At 67.2% G+C, this 19,609-nt stretch carries 15 protein-coding genes and 1 pseudogene; 8 read left to right on the plus strand and 8 right to left on the minus strand.

Going from position 1 to position 19,609, the window contains the following annotated elements; translation table 11 throughout:
* The first annotated feature begins 111 nt into the window (after window positions 1–111).
* The 6 genes from aceE to MHN80_RS09615 all read left to right on the plus strand — a co-directional run bounded on the left by aceE (window position 112) and on the right by MHN80_RS09615 (window position 8,639).
* A complete protein-coding gene (aceE, locus tag MHN80_RS09590; RefSeq protein ID WP_275447596.1) occupies window positions 112–2,994 on the plus strand; it encodes a pyruvate dehydrogenase (acetyl-transferring), homodimeric type in 2,883 nt (960 codons plus the stop codon).
* Window positions 2,995–3,071: 77 nt separating this feature from the next.
* Window positions 3,072–4,343, plus strand: coding sequence for a CdaR family transcriptional regulator (locus MHN80_RS09595; protein WP_101819394.1), 1,272 nt, complete (start codon window positions 3,072–3,074; stop codon window positions 4,341–4,343).
* Window positions 4,344–4,538: 195 nt separating this feature from the next.
* Window positions 4,539–5,447 (plus strand): ACP S-malonyltransferase, encoded by a 909-nt coding sequence (locus MHN80_RS09600; RefSeq protein ID WP_239401158.1) that lies wholly within the window; start codon window positions 4,539–4,541, stop codon window positions 5,445–5,447.
* Window positions 5,448–5,579: 132 nt separating this feature from the next.
* Complete coding sequence (acpM, locus tag MHN80_RS09605; RefSeq protein ID WP_004022984.1) at window positions 5,580–5,882, plus strand: meromycolate extension acyl carrier protein AcpM; 303 nt, start codon at window positions 5,580–5,582, stop codon at window positions 5,880–5,882.
* Window positions 5,882–7,150 carry a KasA/KasB family beta-ketoacyl-ACP synthase gene (locus MHN80_RS09610; protein WP_004022985.1) on the plus strand — a complete coding sequence of 423 codons (1,269 nt, stop codon included), beginning with the start codon at window positions 5,882–5,884 and terminating at the stop codon, window positions 7,148–7,150. Before acpM ends, MHN80_RS09610 begins: the two co-directional genes overlap by 1 nt.
* Before the next feature lie 37 nt (window positions 7,151–7,187).
* Window positions 7,188–8,639: an acyl-CoA carboxylase subunit beta gene (locus MHN80_RS09615; protein ID WP_101819391.1), complete on the plus strand. Its 1,452-nt coding sequence runs from the start codon at window positions 7,188–7,190 to the stop codon at window positions 8,637–8,639.
* 109 nt (window positions 8,640–8,748) lie between these two features.
* Here MHN80_RS09615 and MHN80_RS09620 read toward each other — a convergent pair whose 3' ends face one another.
* The 5 genes from MHN80_RS09620 to MHN80_RS09640 form a co-directional block, all read right to left on the minus strand.
* On the minus strand, window positions 8,749–9,267 hold the full coding sequence (locus tag MHN80_RS09620) for a DUF3145 domain-containing protein (RefSeq protein ID WP_004022987.1): 519 nt from the start codon (window positions 9,265–9,267) through the stop codon (window positions 8,749–8,751).
* A 128-nt stretch (window positions 9,268–9,395) separates the two neighbouring features.
* A complete protein-coding gene (locus tag MHN80_RS09625) occupies window positions 9,396–10,214 on the minus strand; it encodes a serine hydrolase (protein WP_239401160.1) in 819 nt (272 codons plus the stop codon).
* Between the two features lie 23 nt (window positions 10,215–10,237).
* Entirely contained in the window at window positions 10,238–11,368 is a 1,131-nt protein-coding gene (locus tag MHN80_RS09630; RefSeq protein WP_004022989.1) for an NDMA-dependent alcohol dehydrogenase, read from the minus strand.
* Between the two features lie 234 nt (window positions 11,369–11,602).
* A complete protein-coding gene (gene fadD5, locus MHN80_RS09635; protein ID WP_239401162.1) occupies window positions 11,603–13,207 on the minus strand; it encodes a fatty-acid--CoA ligase FadD5 in 1,605 nt (534 codons plus the stop codon).
* A gap of 79 nt (window positions 13,208–13,286) precedes the next feature.
* Window positions 13,287–14,093, minus strand: a complete 807-nt coding sequence (locus MHN80_RS09640) for an enoyl-CoA hydratase-related protein (RefSeq protein WP_101819388.1) — start codon at window positions 14,091–14,093, stop codon at window positions 13,287–13,289.
* 200 nt (window positions 14,094–14,293) lie between these two features.
* On the opposite strand from MHN80_RS09640, the gene MHN80_RS09645 reads away from it, so the two are divergent.
* Together MHN80_RS09645 and MHN80_RS09650 are read left to right on the plus strand one after the other, a co-directional pair.
* Window positions 14,294–15,481, plus strand: coding sequence for a TetR/AcrR family transcriptional regulator (locus tag MHN80_RS09645; RefSeq protein WP_239401164.1), 1,188 nt, complete (start codon window positions 14,294–14,296; stop codon window positions 15,479–15,481).
* A gap of 417 nt (window positions 15,482–15,898) precedes the next feature.
* Window positions 15,899–17,117: pseudogene (locus MHN80_RS09650) on the plus strand (IS110 family transposase).
* 130 nt (window positions 17,118–17,247) lie between these two features.
* Here the strand turns inward: MHN80_RS09650 and MHN80_RS09655 are convergent.
* The 3 genes from MHN80_RS09655 to MHN80_RS09665 all read right to left on the minus strand — a co-directional run bounded on the left by MHN80_RS09655 (window position 17,248) and on the right by MHN80_RS09665 (window position 19,502).
* Window positions 17,248–18,195, minus strand: a complete 948-nt coding sequence (locus MHN80_RS09655) for a hypothetical protein (RefSeq protein ID WP_239401166.1) — start codon at window positions 18,193–18,195, stop codon at window positions 17,248–17,250.
* 62 nt (window positions 18,196–18,257) lie between these two features.
* Window positions 18,258–18,683 (minus strand): pyridoxamine 5'-phosphate oxidase family protein, encoded by a 426-nt coding sequence (locus MHN80_RS09660; protein WP_064570603.1) that lies wholly within the window; start codon window positions 18,681–18,683, stop codon window positions 18,258–18,260.
* Window positions 18,684–18,749: 66 nt separating this feature from the next.
* Window positions 18,750–19,502, minus strand: a complete 753-nt coding sequence (locus tag MHN80_RS09665; RefSeq protein WP_004022995.1) for an isocitrate lyase/phosphoenolpyruvate mutase family protein — start codon at window positions 19,500–19,502, stop codon at window positions 18,750–18,752.
* Between the last annotated feature and the right edge of the window lie 107 nt (window positions 19,503–19,609).

Consider the following 19,609-nt stretch of genomic DNA (forward strand, 5'->3'; position numbering starts at 1 on the left):
GCATCCCGGCGATCGCGACACCCGACAAGGATCCACCCGGTGCCAAGCCACCCCACATGGGGCACGATGAAGGGAGGCACCGCACAACATCGGAGCGCGGTGCCCGACGCCATGCAGTCGGACCACCACCCCGAGTCCGGCCTGTCAGAGGGAGTAGGCATCACCGTGACCAACCAGATGGACCATGCGACACAGGACGTCTCGCCGAGCGAACAAGCCGGGAACACCGGCCCCCGCTCGAACGGACGCGCCGCCGGACAACGAGTCCGGGTCATCCGCGAAGGAGTCGCGTCCTATCTGCCCGACATCGATCCCGACGAGACCGACGAATGGCTCGACTCGTTCGACGCGCTCCTCGATGCCGCCGGCCCCGGTCGCGCCCGGTACCTGATGCTGCGACTCCTCGAACGGGCCGGCGAGAAGCGCGTGTCGATCCCCGCGCTCACCTCCACCGACTATGTCAACACCATCCCCACCGAGGCCGAGCCCTGGTTCCCCGGCGACGAGGACATCGAACGCCGCTTCCGCCAGATGATCCGCTGGAACGCCGCGATCATGGTGCATCGCGCCCAGCGGCCGGGCGTCGGTGTGGGCGGCCACATCTCCACGTATGCCTCGTCGGCGTCGCTGTACGAGGTCGGCTTCAACCACTTCTTCCGCGGCAAGGACCACTCCGGCGGCGGCGACCACATCTTCATCCAGGGCCACGCCTCCCCGGGCATCTACGCCCGCGCCTATCTCGAGGGCCGGATCGACGAGGCCCGCATGGACGGGTTCCGCCAGGAGCACAGCCACGCCGGTGAGGGCGGCGGCCTGCCGTCGTACCCGCACCCCCGGCTGATGCCCGACTTCTGGGAGTTCCCGACGGTGTCGATGGGCATCGGTCCCATGAACGCCATCTACCAGGCACGGTTCAACCACTACCTGCACGACCGCGGGATCAAGGACACGTCCGACCAGCACGTGTGGGCGTTTCTCGGCGACGGCGAGATGGACGAGCCGGAGTCGCGCGGCTTCGCCAGCTTCGCGGCGACCGAGGGCCTGGACAACCTGACGTTCGTCATCAACTGCAACCTGCAGCGCCTCGACGGACCGGTTCGTGGCAACGGCAAGATCATCCAGGAACTCGAGTCGTTCTTCCGTGGTGCGGGGTGGAACGTCATCAAGGTGATCTGGGGCCGCGAGTGGGACTCGCTGCTGCACGCCGACCGCGATGGTGCGCTGGTCAATCTGATGAACACCACCCCCGACGGCGATTTCCAGACCTACAAGGCCAACGACGGAGCCTTCGTCCGCGAGCACTTCTTCAACCGCGACCCGCGCACCAAGGAACTCGTCAAGGACCTCTCCGACGCCGACATCTGGAACCTCAAGCGCGGCGGTCACGACTACCGCAAGATCCACGCGGCCTACGCCTCGGCGATGACCCACAAGGGCCAACCGACGGTGATCCTGGCCCACACCATCAAGGGCTACACGCTGGGCAAGCACTTCGAGGGTCGCAACGCGACGCACCAGATGAAGAAACTGACTCTCGACGATCTGAAGGCCTTCCGCGACAGCACGCGAATCCCGATCACCGACGAGCAGCTCGAGAAGGATCCGTATCTGCCGCCGTACTACAACCCCGGCAAGGACTCGCCCGAGCTGCAGTACATGCTCGACCGGCGCAAGACCCTCGGCGGGTTCCTGCCGAGCCGCCGCACCACGGCGAAGGTCCTGAAGGCCGACATGAGTTCGGCACTGAAGGCCACCGCCAAGGGGTCCGGCAAGCAGCAGGTCGCGACCACCATGGCGCTCGTCCGCGTCTTCAAGGATCTGTTGCGCGACAAGGAAGTCGGCAAGCGGATCGTGCCGATCATCCCGGACGAGGCGCGCACGTTCGGGATGGACTCCTGGTTCCCGACCCTCAAGATCTACAACCGCAACGGACAGCTCTACACCTCGGTCGATGCCGAACTCATGCTCGCCTACAAGGAGAGCTCGGAGGGCCAGATCCTCCACGAGGGCATCAATGAGGCCGGCTCGGCGGCCAGCTTCGCCGCGGTCGGCACGTCGTACGCGACGCACGACGAGCCGATGATCCCGCTCTACATCTTCTACTCGATGTTCGGCTTCCAGCGCACCGGCGACAGCTTCTGGGCGGCGGCCGATCAGATGGCGCGCGGCTTCGTCATCGGCGCGACCGCGGGCCGCACCACGCTGACCGGCGAGGGACTCCAGCACGCCGACGGGCACTCCCCGCTGCTGGCGGCCACCAATCCTGCCGTCGTCGCCTACGATCCGGCCTTCGCCTACGAGCTCGGCCACATCGTCGAGAACGGCATGGAGCGCATGTACGGGGACGATCCGGAGAACGTCTTCTACTACCTCACGGTCTACAACGAGCCGATCAGTCAGCCGGCCAAGCCCGAGGGGCTCGACCCGGCCGGCATCGTCCGAGGCGCGTACCGGTTCCAGAAGGCGCCCGAGGGCACGGAACATCCGGCCAACATCCTGGTCTCCGGCGTCACCATGCCCGACGCCCTGCGCGCGGCCGACATGCTCGCAGCGGAATGGAACGTCGGCGCCGACGTCTACTCGGTCACCTCCTGGAGCGAACTCGCCCGGGACGGCATCCGCGCCGACCGCGAGGCGCTTCGCGATCCGGCGACCGAGCCGACCCCGGCCTACCTGACCGGGCTGCTCGCCGACGCCGCCGGTCCGTTCGTCGGTGTCAGCGACTACATGCGCGGCGTGCAGGAGCAGATCCGGGCCTACCTCCCGGGCACCTACCTCACGCTGGGTACGGACGGCTTCGGGTTCTCCGACACCCGGCCCGCGGCACGGCGGTTCTTCAACGTCGACGCGGAGTCGATCGTGGTCGCGGTGCTCGTGGCGCTCGCACGGGACGGCAACATCGAGATGTCGGTCGCCAAGCAGGCTGCCGACAAATACCGGATCGACGACGTCTCGGCCGCGCCCGAGCAGACCAGCGATCCGGGCGTCGCCTGAGCATCGCGTCGACGGACGCGGCCTCGTCTCGCCCACGGCCGGGGACTCCTGCCGCCCCGAAGGTCTAGATTGAGGTCGTGTCCGATGCCCGCGTGAACAGGAAGTCCCCACCCGCGGACGTGTTCGGTGAGCGGGGTGCCCACGTACCGGCCCCCGCCACCGTGCACGACGCGCTCCCCGACACGCTGCTGCGGCGGGTCAAGCAGTACAGCGGCCGCCTCGCCACCGAGGCGGTCCATTCCATGCAGGACCAGCTGCCGTACTTCTCCGATCTCGACGCCGCACAGCGCGCGAGCGTGCAGCTCGTCGTACAGACCGCGGTGGTGAACTTCGTCGAGTGGATTCAGGACCCCGAGGGCAACGTGAAGTTCACGGTTCAGGCCTTCCAGGTCGTTCCCCAGGACCTCGCCCGCCGGATCACCCTGCTGCAGACCGTCGAGATGGTCCGCGTGGCCATGGAGTTCTTCGAGAAATGGCTCCCTCTGCTGGCCCGCAACGATGCCCAGCTCCGCGCGCTGACCGAATCCGTGCTGCGATACGGACGCGAAATCGGTTTCGCCGCCGCCTCCATCTACGCCTCAGCCGCGGAATCGCGCGGCGCGTGGGACTCCCGACTCGAAGCACTGGTCGTCGACGCCGTGGTCCGCGGTGACACCGGCCCCCAATTGCTCTCGCGCGCAGCAGCACTGAACTGGGACTCGGACGCTCCTGCCACGGTGATAGTCGGGACGCCGCCACCGGAACAGAACGTGTCGGTCCCACTGGCGATCCACAACACGGCCAAGTCGTTCGACCGATCCGCCCTGTCGGTGGTGCAGGGTTCGGTGCTCGTGGCGATCGTCAGCGGCCCCGCCCGTCCGACCGAGCGGTTCGTCTCGGCGCTCCTCTCCCACTTCGCCGACGGCCCGGTGGTGATCGGGCCGACGATGCCGAATCTCGGCAGTGCGCACTCGAGCGCCACCGAGGCGATGGCCGGGATCGAGGCGGTGGCCGGCTGGCCCAGCGCCCCGCGGCCGGTGCACAGTCTCGAACTCCTGCCCGAGCGCGCACTCAACGGCGACGAGTCGGCGATGACCGCTCTGGTCGAGTCACTCGTCCACCCGCTCGCCGACGGCGGCACCACATTGACCACCACCCTCGACGCGTATCTGGACTCAGGCGGCTCGGTCGAGTCGTGCGCACGAGTTCTGTACATACATCCAAATACGGTTCGTTATCGACTGAAGAAAATTTCAGAAATCACAGGACGTGACCCAACTAACCCCCGCGACGCCTACGTTCTGAGGGTCGCGTCCACGGTGGGTCGTCTGACACACTTCCGGCACAAATCGCCAACACCTGCCCCATAGGTCACAGGCGTTTCATGTCCGATTCACCGTTTGTGCTGATAGGAGACCTGAGAACACGGTTGGGTAACAAATCTCAGACTGGTGACGAACCAGGTGACCCCAAGGTCACCTTTGTGGGAACCCCACAAAACGCGGCAACAAGGTTCATGCTTCTCCACACCCACATCCCGAGGGGAAAGGGTGTTCTCTGGTCACGTGCTTTCGATGCTTGCTCCCGGACAGGGCTCACAGACACCCGGCATGCTGACCCCGTGGCTCGAACTGCCCGGCGCGCGTGACCAGATCTCCACGTGGTCCAAACAGACCCGTCTGGACCTCGAACGCCTCGGCACCACCGCGACGGCGGAGGAGATCACGGACACCGCCGTGACCCAGCCGCTCGTTGTCGTCGCCGCACTGCTGGCCTACGACGAGGTGCGCAAGAACGGCGAACTGCCCGCCGACGCCGTCGTCGCCGGACATTCGGTCGGTGAGCTCGCCGCCGCGGCGATCACCGGCGTCATCTCCGCCGACGAGGCCGTCACGCTGGCCGCGATCCGCGGCGCCGAGATGGCCAAGGCCTGCGCCCTGCAGCCCACCATCATGGCGGCCGTGCTCGGTGGCGACGAGGCTGCCGTCCTCGCCCGCCTCGACGAGCTCGAGCTCGTCCCCGCCAACCGCAACGCTGCCGGGCAGATCGTCGCCGCAGGCGCGGTCGCGCAGATCGACGAACTCATCGCCGCGCCCCCGGAAAAGGCCCGCATCCGAAAGCTCGCGGTCGCCGGCGCCTTCCACACGCACTTCATGGCCCCGGCGCAAGAAGCCGTCGCCGCGGCTGCCGCCCAGATCACGCCCGCCGACCCCACCCGGACCCTGCTGTCCAACTCCGACGGCCGACCTGTAACGAACGGCGCCGATGCGCTGACAAAACTGGTGGGACAGGTGACCAAGCCGGTCCGCTGGGATCTCTGCTCGGCGTACCTGCGGGACCACTCGGCCGACGCCGTGGTGGAACTGCCCCCGGCGGGGACGCTGGTGGGTATCGCCAAGCGCGAACTCAAGGGCACTCCCGCGCTGGCGCTCAAGGAGCCCGGCGACATCGCGAAGATCACCGAACTTGGATAGCGGTCGCGGGTAGTCCGCGACCCCCGGAACGCCGGCTCTGATGTCGGCGTGTCCAAGCGCGCGGACCGCTCGGTCCGTGCTGCGCTCCGGAAATCTCACATCCACGTAGGAAAACGGAAAGGGAACCACACAGTGGCTGCCACCCAGGAACAACTCATTGCCGGCATCGCCGAGATCATCGAGGAAGTCACCGGCATCGAGCCGTCCGAGGTGACCCTCGAGAAGTCGTTCGTCGACGACCTCGACATCGACTCGCTGTCCATGGTCGAGATCGCGGTGCAGACCGAGGACAAGTACGGCGTGAAGATCCCCGATGAGGATCTGGCCGGCCTGCGCACCGTCGGCGACGCCGTCGCCTACATCCAGAAGCTCGAGAACGAGAACCCCGAGGCCGCAGCTGCCATCAAGGCGCAGGTCGAGGCAGACGAGGCCTGATGACCCCCTCTTCCCTCCGCGAGTACTCCACGCTGGGTGGGAACTTCCCGAGTGTGGTGGTCACCTCCATGGTGGCCACCACCTCGTTGGGTGGGGATCTCGACTCGACCTGGAAGAACCTGCTGGCCGGCGAATCGGGCATCCGTGAGCTGACCGACGACTTCATCACCAAGTACAACCTCCCGGTGCGCATCGGCGGTCGTCTGCTCCAGGATCCCGCCGAAGAGGTCACGCGCATCGAATCCCGGCGGATGGCCTATGTCGAGCGCATCTCCCACGTCATGAGCAAGCGCCTCTGGGCGCAGGCCGGCGAACCCGACGTCGACAAGGACCGCCTCGCGGTCGTCATCGGCACCGGCCAGGGCGGCGCCGACGCAATGGTCGACGCGGTCCAGGCCATGGAGGGCACCGGCAATTACCGCAAGGTCTCCCCCCTCGCCGTCTCGATGGCGATGCCGAACGGACCGGCGGCCGTCGCGGGACTCAACGTCGGCGCACGCGCCGGCGTGATCACCCCGGTCTCGGCCTGCTCGTCCGGTGCCGAGGCCATCGCGCACGCCTGGCGCCACATCGTCATGGGTGACGCCGACATGGTCGTCACCGGCGGCGTCGAGGGACACATCGACGCGGTGCCGATCGCCGCGTTCTCGATGATGCGTGCGATGAGCACGCGCAACGAGGACCCCGCGGCCGCCTCGCGACCGTTCGACAAGGATCGCGACGGCTTCGTCTTCGGTGAGGGTTCGGCGATGCTGATCCTCGAACGCGAAGAACACGCTCGAGCACGCGGTGCACACATCCACGCCCGCCTGCTGGGCACGGGCATCACCTCCGACGGTTTCCACCTGGTCGCTCCCGACCCGAGTGGACAGGGCAACGCGCGGGCCATGACCCGGGCATTGCAGACAGCCGGTCTGCAGCGCTCCGACATCAGCCACATCAACGCACACGCGACGTCGACCCCCATCGGCGACACCGCCGAGGCAGCGGGCATCCTCGCCGCCATCGGCCAGCACGCCGCGGTGTACGCGCCCAAGTCCGCCCTCGGACACTCCATCGGTGCCGTCGGCGCGCTCGAATCGGTCCTGACCATCAAGAGCATCGAGGAAGGCGTCATCCCGCCGACCCTCAACCTCGAGAACCTGGACCCGGAATGCGACATCGACGTCGTGCACGGTGAACCCCGCTACGGGCAGATCGACTACGCGATCAACAACTCGTTCGGTTTCGGTGGGCACAACGTGGCGCTCGCCTTCGGTCGCTACTGAGCACTCCCGCCACACCCCCGACACCCAGGAGACATCGATGACGACCTTGGCTCCCGTTGCCGGCCGCGAAGAAGCTGCCGATCCCCGCGACCCCCTGTTGCGGCTCACCAACTTCTTCGACGAAGGCACGATGTCGCTGCTCCATCCGCGCGACAAGTCGGGCGTCCAGGCCGCCGTCGGTCTGGTCCACGGGGTCCGAACGGTCTCCTATTGCACCGACGGCACCGTCATGGGCGGCGCCATGGGTGTCGTGGGGTGTGCGCACATCGTCAACGCCATCGACACCGCCATCACCGAGCAGGCGCCGGTCATCGGCATCTGGCACTCGGGTGGCGCTCGCCTCGCCGAGGGTGTCGAGGCGTTGCACGCTGTCGGCCAGGTCTTCGAGGCCATGGTGCGCGCCTCCGGCTACATCCCGCAGATCTCGGTTGTCGTGGGTTTCGCCGCAGGCGGCGCCGCCTACGGACCGGCCCTGACCGATGTCGTGATCATGGCGCCGGCCGGCCGGGTCTTCGTGACCGGGCCCGACGTCGTCAAGAGCGTCACCGGCGAAGAGGTCGACATGGAGTCGCTGGGCGGACCGAACACCCACGGCAAGAAGTCCGGCGTCTGTCACATCGTCGCCGACTCCGAGCCCGACGCCCTGTGGCGCGCACGGCGTCTCGTGTCGACGTTCACCCAGCAGGGACACTTCGACCGCGAACACGCCCGGGCCGGCGACACCGACCTCAAGGCCCTGCTGCCCGAGTCGAATCGGCGCGCCTACGACGTCCACCCCGTCGTCGAGCAGTTGCTCGACTCCGGCGTGGCTGCCGACGGCGAGACCGAGATCTCGAGTTTCGAAGAGCTGCAAGCCAAGTGGGCGCCGAACATCGTCGTCGGCTTCGGCCGCCTGTCCGGCCGCAGCGTGGGCGTCATCGCGAACAACCCGCTGCGCATGGGCGGTTGCCTCAACTCGGAGAGTGCCGAGAAGGCCTCGCGGTTCGTGCGCCTCTGCGACGCCTTCGGCATCCCGCTCATCGTCATCACCGACGTGCCGGGCTACCTGCCCGGTGTCGGCCAGGAGTGGAACGGCGTCGTCCGACGCGGCGCCAAGCTCCTCCACGCGTTCGCCGAGTGCTCGGTCCCCCGGGTCACCCTCGTGACACGAAAGATCTACGGCGGCGCCTACATCGCGATGAACTCGCGCGCGCTCGGCGCCACCGCTGTGTTCGCCTGGCCCGGTTCCGAGGTGGCCGTGATGGGCGCCAAGGCCGCGGTGGGCATCCTGCACAAGAAGGCGCTCGCGGCGGCACCCGACGACGAGCGTGAGGCTCTGCACGATCGCCTCGCCGCCGAGCACGAGGCGATCGCCGGCGGTGTCGGCCGGGCCCAGTCCATCGGCGTCGTCGACGAGATCATCGACCCGGCGCAGACACGCAGCATCATCGCCGAAGCGCTCGCGGCCGCACCCGCACGTCGCGGACGCCACAAGAACATCCCCCTCTGACGCATCTTCGCAGACGACGAGAAGTGCCCCGGTCCACGAGGACCGGGGCACTTCTTTATTCCGCTCCCTGAGGAGCTTCCGGAGCCTGCGGAGGAAGCGTCTCGAAGGGTCACCCCACCCGCTGCTGCAGCCAGGTCACCTCGGCGCCCGCGCCGCCCATGCGGTACTGCTCCAGCGCGTTGTCCCATGCGGTTCCGAGTGCGCCTTCGAGCTCGCCGGCGAGACCGGCGCTGTCAGGCTGTGATTCGATCATCGAGCGCAACTGGTTCTCGCCGATGATGACGTCACCGTTGGCGCTCGTGGAGCCCCGCCAGAGGCCGAGACCCGGGACGTAGCAGAACCGTTCGCCGTCGACGCCCTCGCTCGCGTTCTCGGTCACCTCGAAGCGAAGCGCCGACCACTCACGCAGAGCCGTCACCAGACGTGCCGCGGTGCCGACCGGCCCTGCCCAGTCGACAGTGGCGCGCTGCATGCCCGGCTCGGCATCCTGTGCCGACCATTTCAGGTTGGCGCGCGCATTCAGGGTCGACGACAGAGCCCACTCCACATGCGGGCACAGCGCCACCGGCGCCGAGTGGATGTACACCACTCCTGTTGTCATGTCCGCAAACTGATTCAGATTGCGCACCTTGTTCACCTCCGTTGTCGACGAGGAACGTCTTCCCCAACACACCTCACGACAGCGGATATCACATTCGTAAGCTCGATTGTGCCCCATGATGCACGTGTTGCGCTAGTTTCTGGTGCGAGAAAAATTCAGTTCTGTGACGAGAGTTCATCAACGACACGATCGTTGAACTCGCTCCACAGCGGCTTGGCCCACGCCCCGAAGGCCCGATCGGTCAACACCACGCACGCCGCGTCGAGCGCCGGGTCCACCCAGAGAAACGTCCCGGCCTGTCCGAAGTGCCCGAACGTGCGCGGAGAATTTCTCGTCCCGGTCCAGTGCGGCGACTTCTCCGAGCGGATCTCGAAGCCGAGACCCCAGTCGTTGGGGCGATGCTTGCCGAACCCGGGGACGAACCCGTCGAGGCCGGGGAACCGGACCGACGTCAGCTGTCCGAACGTCTCCGGCGCCAGCAGGCGCGGAGACAACAACTCCTGCGCGAAGATCGCCAGATCCGCGACGCTCGACCGGGCCGCGTGCCCGGCGGGACCGTAGAGCGCGGTCGACGGCATCCCCAGTGGCGCGCAGACGGCTTCGGAGAGATAGCGGCCGAACTCGATACCGGTGGCATCCGCCACCGTCTCGGAGGCCACCTCGAAGCCCGAACTCGAGTAGATCCGCTGCTCCCCCGGCGGCGCCTCCACCTCGCGGGTGTCGTAGGACAATCCGGACGCGTGCGAGAGCAGGTGGGCGAGCGTCGACCCCGGCGGCCCGGCCGGGTCGTCGAGTTCGACGGCCCCCTCCTCGACGGCCACGAGAACCGCGTAGGCCACCAGCGGCTTGGTGACCGAGGCGAGTTCGAAGACACGACCGGGGTCGCCGAACTGCTCGGCGACCCCGTCGCGGGTGATGATCGCCGCCGACACGTGGTCGACGGGCCATTCCGTCAGAGAATCAAGGACAGACACATCGGGTCACGTTACCCGGGTGCTCACCAGTCCTCTTCGGTGTAGCGGATGACACCGCGGATGTTCTTGCCGTCCAACATGTCCTGGTAACCCTCGTTGATCTGGTCCAGGCGGTACTGCCGGGTGATCATGTCGGCGATGTTGAGCTTCCCGATCTTGTACATCGACAGCAGCTGCGGGATGTCGAGCTTCGGGTTGGCACCACCGAAGATGGACCCCTGCAGGTTCTTCTGCAGCAGGGTCAGCATCGCGAGGTTGAGATTCACGTCGCTCTCGAGCATGTTGCCCATACCCGTCAGCACACAGGTGCCACCCTTGGCGGTGATCCCCATCCACAGGTCGACATCCTTGCCGTGGACCTCGCCGACGGTGACGATCACCTTCTGGCACATACCGCCGTGCGTGGTCTCCGCGATGGCCATGGCGGCCTCCTCGACCGACGCGAACGCCGCCGTGGCCCCGAACTTGAGCGCCTGCTCGCGCTTCCACTCGACCGGGTCGATCGCGAACAGGTTGCGTGCGCCGGAGATCACCGCGCCCTGGAGCGCCGCGGTACCGACGCCGCCGACACCGACGATGGCGACATCTTCACCCGGCCGGACGTCGCCGCTGCGGGTCGACGAGCCGTAACCGGTGGGGATGCCGCACCCACACAGTGCGGCGACCTCGAACGGGATGTCCTTGTCGATCTTCACCGCCGACGCCTCGTGCACCACCATGTAGGGCGAGAACGTACCGAGCAGCGTCATCGGGTAGACGTTCTCGCCGTCCGCGGTGTGGATGCGGAAGGTGTTGTCCGAGACGGCTTCGCCCTGCAGCAGCATGGCGCCGAAGTCGCACAGGTTGGCCATGCCCGACTGACACGACGGACACTTGCCGCACGACGGGATGAACGACAGCACGACGTGGTCGCCGACCTCGAAGTCGGTGACCCCCTCGCCGATTTCGGCGACGACGCCGGCACCCTCGTGGCCACCCAGGATCGGGAACCCGGCCATCGGGATGCCACCGGTCATCAGGTGATGATCGGAGTGGCACATGCCCGCGGCTTCCATCTTGATCTTGATCTCGTGGGCCTTGGGATCGCCGATCTCGATCTCTTCGATCGCCCACGGCTTGTTGTGCTCCCGCAGCAGCGCACCTTTTGTCTTCACTGAACTCCTCCGTTCGAACCCGGCGACGTCTCACACCGGGAGGACCTACTCACTCCGACGGTTGCCGCCATGACGTGACAGTAGTCACTCAACCACAAAATTGGAACGTGTTCTAGTGGGTGTTTCTTGCTTGTGTCGATGCCCGACGCATCGCGCGCCGACCAGCACACAACGACCTGGGCGCGAGTGCTCGCGCCCAGGTCGGAGGGTGTTGGTGTGGCGTGAACCGCGGCCTCAGTCGGCCAGGCCGGCATCCTTGCTGCCGTAGCTCTGACGCAGGGTCGGCTTGACGACCTTGCCGCCGGCGTTACGGGGCAGTTCGTCGACGATGACGATGTCCTTCGGATGCTTGAACCGGGCCAGGTTCTCGTTCAGGTACGGCTCCAGGTCGGCAAGGGTCAGGTCCTCGACACCTTCGGCCAGCACCACCACGGCGACCGGCACCTCGCCCCACTTCTCGTGTGCGCGACCGATGATCGCCGCCTCGGTGATGCTCGGGTGACCGAAGAGCGCGTTCTCCACCTCGGCGCAGTAGATGTTCTCGCCACCGGAGATGATCATGTCCTTGGCGCGGTCGACGACATAGAGGAAGCCCTCCTCGTCGGCGCGGACCAGATCGCCGGAGTGGAACCAGCCACCGGCGAACGCGTCGGCGGTGCCCTGCTCGTTCTGCCAGTACCCCTTCATCATGTTCGGTCCCCGGTAGACGATCTCGCCGACCTCGCCCTGCGCCACGTCATTCCCTTCGGGGTCGACGATGCGCGCGGTCACCGCGGGGACGACCTTGCCGATGGAGCCGATCTTGCGCAGGGCGTCCTTGCCTTCGAGCACACAGGTGATCGGCGACATCTCGCTCTGCCCGAAGACGGCGACGTTCAGGGCGTCGGGGAAGGTCTCGTTCATCGCATTCAGGACGGTGTCCGACGCCGGGGCGGCACCCCAGCTGATCACCCGGAGCTTGAGGTCGCGCGGTTTGGCCTGCTGCGCGGCGCAGACGGCCTGCCACTGCGCGGGTACCAGGAAGATCGAGGTGGTGCCCTCTTTCTCGATGGTGTCGAGCATGTCGTTGGGGTCGAACGCACCGAGCGGATGGATCACCGAGAGCGCACCCATGTAGAACAGCGGCGCCATCGCGCCGAGGCCGGCGATGTGGAACATGGGCGCGACGCAGGAGCCGATGTCGTCGGACCGCGTCTGCAGAGCCTGCAGACAGGTGACGGCCTGCGCCTGCATGTTCGTGTGGGTGAGCATGGCGCCCTTGGGCTTTCCGGTCGTGCCCGAGGTGTACATGATCAGCGCGACGGTCTCCTCGGGAACGTCGATCTCCTCGAGATCCGAGGCGTCCTCGGCAACGAGCGACTCGTAGTCGAGGTGGTTCTCCTTGTCCGACCCACCGACCACGATGGTGTGCTCGATCGCGCCGGTGGAGGCGGCCGCGGCGTCGGCCAGCGGTGCCAGCAGGGTCTCGGTGACGATCACCTTGGCACCGCTGTCGTCGACGAGGAAGGCGACCTCGGCCGGGCTCATCCGGATGTTCACCGGCACCGGGATGGCGCCGATCAGGTTGGCGCCGAGGACCGCTTCGACGTACTCCGAGCGATTGAGCAGGACGATCAGGACGCGATCGCCGAACTGCACACCGCGTCGGCTCAGTGCGGCGGCGAAGGCCCGGCTGCGCTCGTCGAGCTCCTTCCAGGTGGTGACGTTGCCCAAGAACTTCAGGGCCGGCTTGTCCGGGGTCATGAAGGCGTGCCGGCGGATCTGGTTGTTCCAGTGGTTGCGGCGCGAGCGCAGTGGCTCGGTGGCCAGGTCGCTGAAGGTGTCGACGGTCGCGGTCATACGATCGGTCTCCTCGTTGTCTTTCTGATGGTGGGGTCGGGAACGGTTGTGGTGCAGTGCGTCCGGTGCGACGCAGCGCTCACTTGGAGGCGCCGGCGAACGCGGTGATCGCCGCCTGGAACTCCGGGGACTGGAGCAGTTCGGTCTGGCCGTCGAGTTCTCGCTCGATCGCGGCGTCGAACCCGGCCATCGTGTGGGCATCGAGCGCGGCTTTCGTGAGCCGTAGCGCGGCGGGGCTCTTGGTCGCAAGCTTGTGCGCCACCGTGCCGACCACCTCGTCGAGCGCGGCGCGGTCGTCGACGACCCCGTTGACGAGTCCGGCGTCGAGAGCCTCCGACGCTCGGAGCTTCTCGCCGAGCAGCGCCAACTCGTTGGCACGTACGCGGCCCACCGCCGTGGCGAACGACATCGACGCGGCGCCGTCGGGCATCAGACCGATGTTGACGAACGCGAGCAGGAAGTACGACCGTGCCGTCGTGTAGATGAGATCGGCACCGAGCGCGAGCGATGCGCCGATTCCGGCGGCTGCGCCGTCGACGGAGGCGATCACCGGGACCGGGACCGATCGCACGGCGCGCAGGAGATCGGAGCCCCCGGAGATGATCTGCCGGGCCTGGTCGCGGGTGAACCCGGACGCGCCGCCCTCGGTCGACCTCTCGGCGAAGCCCCGGACGTCGGCACCGGCGCTGAAACTGCCGCCCGCGCCGTCGATCACGACCACGCGGACGTCGTCCCGAGACGACCACTCCGCCAACGTGTCCTCGATCGCCTGATGCGCCCCGCCGTCGAGGGCGTTCATCCGTTCGGGTCGCGAGATCGTCAGCCGCCCGATCCCGGAATCGTCCACGGACGTCACCACTCCGCCGTGCGTGCTCTCGTCGCTCACTACCTCTCCCCACTCATGCCGGTTTCGATAGACACAGCTCCCCACATCTGTGCCATCGCTAAGATTACTATCACAGTGCGACGCAGATCACGAGAATTCTCGTTAACTTATCAGCTGCGATTGAGCGCTTCTACTGCTGTTTTGGTCCGAGAGCCCGAAATGTGTCACGAGAACGTGGTCTCCGGTTAGGCTGTGTCGTCATGACCGCCCGCCCGCAGACGTCGCGTCCCGAATCGGACGCCCGGCGTCGCCGTCCAGCCGATCGGCGACGCATGATCGTCGACTCCGCGGCGAAGGCGTTCAGCGACGGCGGATATCACGCGGTGCGTCTCGACGACATCGCCGAGGCCGTCGGCATCTCCACGCCTGCGCTGTACCGGCACTTTCCGAACAAGTACGCACTGTTCGCCGAGACCACCGCCGAACTCGCCACCGGTCTGCGCGACGTCCTCGACACCGTTCCCGAGGGGACGCCGGCGGAACTGCACGCGCTCCTCGAGGCGATCACCGCCACCTCGTTCGACAACCGGCGCCGCGGGGGGCTGTATCGCTGGGAATCTCGGTATCTCGAGCCGGCCGACGCCGCGATCGTCCGAGACGTCGTCGTCCACCAGCACCGACGCGTACGCGCGGCCGCCCGTCGGCTGCGGCCGTCGCTCGGCGAGGTCGACGCCAACCTCATGGCGGCCGCGATGATCAGCGTCGCGGCGAGTCCGACGACGCACCGCGCCGCGTTGCCGGCCCGCGACGCGACGGCACTGATGAGCTGCGCCGCGGCCGGCCTGCTCGACGTCGACCTCCCCGAGTCCACAGAACCGGAGCCGCCGACGGTCGCCGGCCTCGCGCCCGCAGCCAGGCGCGAGGTCATCCTCACCGAGGCGATCGAACTCTTCGCCGCTCGCGGGTTCCGGGACGTGACGATCGAGGACATCGCGCATGCGGCCGAGCTGCCCGCTTCGGGTGTGTATCGCTACTTCCCCAGCAAGGTCGCAATCCTCGAGGCATCGTTCTGGCGCGCCACCGACCGGGTCACGTCGGCGATCGCCGACGCCCTCGCCGCGTCGACGACGCCCCGGGAGGCGATCGTCGCAATCCTCGCCGCCTACATCCGGTTGAGTTCCAGCACAACAGATCTGATCGCGATCTACGAAACCGAGATCGGGCACACGACCCCGGAGGTACGCGCGGAACTCCGCAACCAGCAGCGGATCACCGTCGACGAGTTCGCCACCTGGCTCACCCGCGACCGCGACGAGTTGTCGCTCTCCCAGGCCCGGTTCCTCGTGCATGCGGCGCTCAACGTGGTCACCGACCTGTCCCGCCAGTCCCCACCGCCCTCACCCGAGCGGATCGAGGCGCTCGCGATGCGCATCCTGCTGCACGGCTGAGAATCGATCACGTCCACGCTCTCGACTCCGGTCCCTGATCCGGACGAAGCGACCCCCTGCTTCCTGAGGAGCGCCCGGAGGCCAGCCCTGCTCCCTGAGGTGCGAGCGAAGCGAGCCACGAAGGGCATCGCAACGTGCCTCACCAGGCCCTAATGGGGGTGGATCGGTGTCCTGGAGGGGATGCTGGTCGTGTGAGCCTTCCTGGTCGGTGACCACTGCCAGGCCCTGAAACGGTGTCGGATTTCTACTCGAAGACCGTGGCCCGGCCGGGAGGGATCACCCGCTCGAACGCTTCTGGGATGTCGTGCCCCCGAAACATCTGGGTGAGCACTGATCCATTAGGCCGCGTCCAGGGTGACTCCCGCAAGGTTCACATCGAGATCGTCGAGACGACCGAAGACGAGGTGAACGACTGTCATGATCTTTGTGGGCAACGACTGGGCCTCAGATCATCACGACGTGTGCGTGATGGATGAGCACGGCACCACCCTGGCCACCCGCCGAATACCCGAAACCGCTGCCGGTGCCACCGCGATGCACGAACTGATCGCCCGGTTCGCCCAGGATCCCGCCGAGGTGGTGGTGGGTATCGAAACCGATCACGGCATGTGGGTCACCGCCCTGGCCGCCGCGGGCTATCAGGTGTTCGCGATCAACCCGTTGTCAGTGTCGCGGTATCGCGACCGCCACCATGTCGGGGGCACCAAATCCGATAAGGCCGATGCGAAAACCCTTGCTGATCTGGTGCGCACCGACCGACACAACCATCGCCTCGTCGCCGCCGACACCGTCGCCGCCGACGCGATCACGGTGATGGCCCGCACCCACCAGAACCTGGTGTGGGCGCGTTCAGCGCAACAGAATGTGTTGCGCTCCCAACTCGGCGCCTACTACCCGGCCGCGGTCGATGCCTTCGGCGACGACCTCGCCCACAAAGACTGCCTGGCGGTGTTGCGGCGCGCACCAACGCCCCGACAGGGCGCGGCACTGTCGGTCGCAGCGATCCGATCGGCCTTGAAAAAGGGCGGCCGCCAACGCAATATCGACACCCGTGCCCGCGACATCCAGCACGCCCTACGCGGTAGCGGCCACCTGGGTGCACCCGAGGCGCTCACCGCAGCCTATGCCGCGACCGTGACAGCGACCGTGGAAATGCTGGCCGCGCTCAACACCCAAATCGGTCAACTCGAAACCAGTCTGTCCCAGTCTTTTAGAGCGCATCGCCGACGCCGAGATCTACCTGTCCATGCCCGGAGTCGGTGACATCACCGGCGCCCGGATGCTTGGCGAGTTCGGGGACGACCCCGAACGCTATGCCACTGCCAAGTCTCGCAGAAACTACGCCGGCACCTCACCACGCACCATCGCCTCGGGCAAAGGACACGTCGTGTTGGCCCGCCATATCCGCAACACCCGACTCAACGACGCCGCCCTACGGATGGCGCAAAGCGCCCTGACCGGTAGTCCTGGCGCCCGCTCCTACTACGACAGCCTCCGCGACCAGAAGAAGTCCCACAGCCAGGCACTGCGTGCAGTCGCCAACCGGCTCATCGGCATCCTCCACGGCTGCCTCACCCACCGCACCCTCTACAACGAACACACCGCCTGGAACCACCGCACCACCCTCGCCGCTTGACACCATGCACCCCTGGGATGTCTTCGAGGCTCGTCGCTATCGCTCCTCTCACCTCAGGGAGCAGTGGGCCAACAGGCCTCTCGAGCTCGGGACCAGGTTTTTGCGGTTGTTCGGATCAGGTGGCGGGGTGTCACAGCACGGCGAAGTCGTCCATCAGCCACCGGCCGTCCTGCTCGACGAGAGTGACCTTGACCCGCGACTGGTACGGGAATCCGTCGGGAAACTCCTGGGCGGTCTGCGGGGACTTCAGGGTCTGGTCGAGCGTCACCAGCACCACCGCCTTGCCGTCGTCCAATGACATGATGCCCGCGTTGTCGGCCTGCGCCGTCGAGACCGATTCCGCCGCAGTCGATCCGCGTCGGGCGTCCTGCGACGACTCGATGTAGGTCTGGGTGAAGGCGGGCGTCGAGATCTCTCGGATCCGCCGATCGAGGTCGGCATAGTCGGCGGAGTTGTAGGTGGAGATCTCGGCCGCGTACCGACGCGCGGTCTCGAGAAGCGATGTGGAGGCGCCGGCCGACGCGCTGGTCCCGGCCCGCTCGTCGGCGTCGACATAGGCCACCGCGAGTACTGCGGTCGACGCCGCGAGGACGACGACAGCCACGATCAGCCCGATCACGGCCCAGGGCCGGGCACCGACCGCCGCTGTCCATCCGGTCCACCGCGAGCCACGGCGGCGGTCCGCGGCGGGATCGATCTTGCGCGGGGTCCGGTCCGCGTCGCCACCGGGCTCGGCGGACGGCGGCGCCGCGTCCGGGCTCGTGACCTCCGAGTTCAGCGGACCCGGCCCGGTCGAGTCGGGTGCCGAGTCGCCGCCGGAACCGGAACCTGTTGTGCCACTCCTACGCTCGGCCTTGCGGGCTGCTTTCGCCGCCTTGGCCTCGGCCTCCGCGCGGTACTTGTCGCGGTTGCTGCGGTTGGCCTCGAGGAACTCGTTGCCGTCGAGGGGGGTCACCTCCTCGACGTCGCTAGATGACGTCGCCTGCCGCGATCCGGCGTCGACGGGCTGATCGGACTCGATGCCGGATTCGGCGGACGCGGGGTCGGGCTGGTCGGACGTGGAACGCGACTTCGGCATGCGTTCAATGTAGCGAGACGGTCGCGGCCGGTTCGTCTCGCTGCCGGATCAGCGGCACTCGGTCACAGACTGCCGAGGTCCAGCGACACCCACTGCGTCGGCTCGAGGAACAGTTTCGTCTGCGGACCGTGGTCCTTCTCAGCCATCTCCACGTAGGGTTCGACCGCCTGGGGCGGAAGATAGCGCGACGCCATCTCCTGCAGGTCGGCGCGGGTGCCGGCGACCAGGTCGACCGCATCCCCCGACACCGCCACGTACATCAGCCGCGGCGACACCTCGTCGACCATGAGTGTGAACCGCCCGGCCGCCCGGATGAGCTGCAGTTTGCGCGACTCGGTTCCGGTGAGCAGCCAGGGCCGACCGCCCGGCTCGTAGTGGTACCAGATCGGGACGGTCAGGGGCGCCCGGCCGGGCTCGGCCTCCACCGACAGCGCCGCGACGTGGGGTTCGGACAGAAACGCTTCTCGTTCGGATCTCGTGAGTGCCATGTGCCGACGGTAGACCGAACCGCCGACATCCCGTCCGGGTTCGACGACCCGGACGGGATGCCCTCGCTACTTCCAGGGCTCGAGGACCTCGGCGGCGCGTTCGGCGAGCACCATCTGGAAGATCGGCCCGAAACTGACGCGAGCGACGCCGAGTTCGGCGAATGCCGACTTCGAGTTCTTGGTCGGATGTCCGATCGCGTTGACCGGCAACGGCAGCTCCGCGGTGAGTCGCTTCTGTGTGGCGTCGTCGTGGAAACCGACCGGGTACAGCACGTCCGCACCGGCTCGGGCGGCCAGCTTCAGTCGCTCGATGGCGCGCTCGACGCGGTCGGATTCGTCCCCGACCTGCTTCACGAAGAGGTCGGTGCGCGCGTTGATCACCACGTGCACGTCGGTGGCGTCGGACGCCGCCCGCAACGCGCCCACGAAGTCGGCGTGCTCCTGGGCCTCGCGAAGCCGTCCGCCCTCGCTGTGCACGGTGTCCTCGATGTTCAGACCGACGGCACCCGCCGCGATCAGTCCGTCGATGAGCGTCTTCGGGTCTTCCCCGTATCCGGATTCGATGTCGACGGAGATCGGGACGTCGACGGCGGCGGTGATCTGCCGGATGCGGGTGGTCAGTTCGTCGAACGTGATGCCCTCGTTGTCGGGCTTGCCGATGGAATCCGACACCGGATGACTGCCGACCGTCAGCGCCGTGAATCCCGCGGAGACCGCGAGGTTCGCCGACCAGGCATCCCACACGGTGGGCAGGATGACCGGGTTACCGGGCTGGTGGAGTTCGAGCAGAGTCGTGGCCTTGCTGGAGAGTTCCGTCATGGTCCCTACAACTACGCCGATCGGCGGGCGCATTCCACCGCCGCCGCGATCCGGTTGCGGTTTGTCCCGGATGCCGGGACACCAACGCAACCGGATCGGGGTGCGGT

The organism is Gordonia sp. McavH-238-E, from assembly GCF_022348225.1.
GTDB classification, from domain to species: Bacteria; Actinomycetota; Actinomycetes; order Mycobacteriales; family Mycobacteriaceae; genus Gordonia; species Gordonia terrae.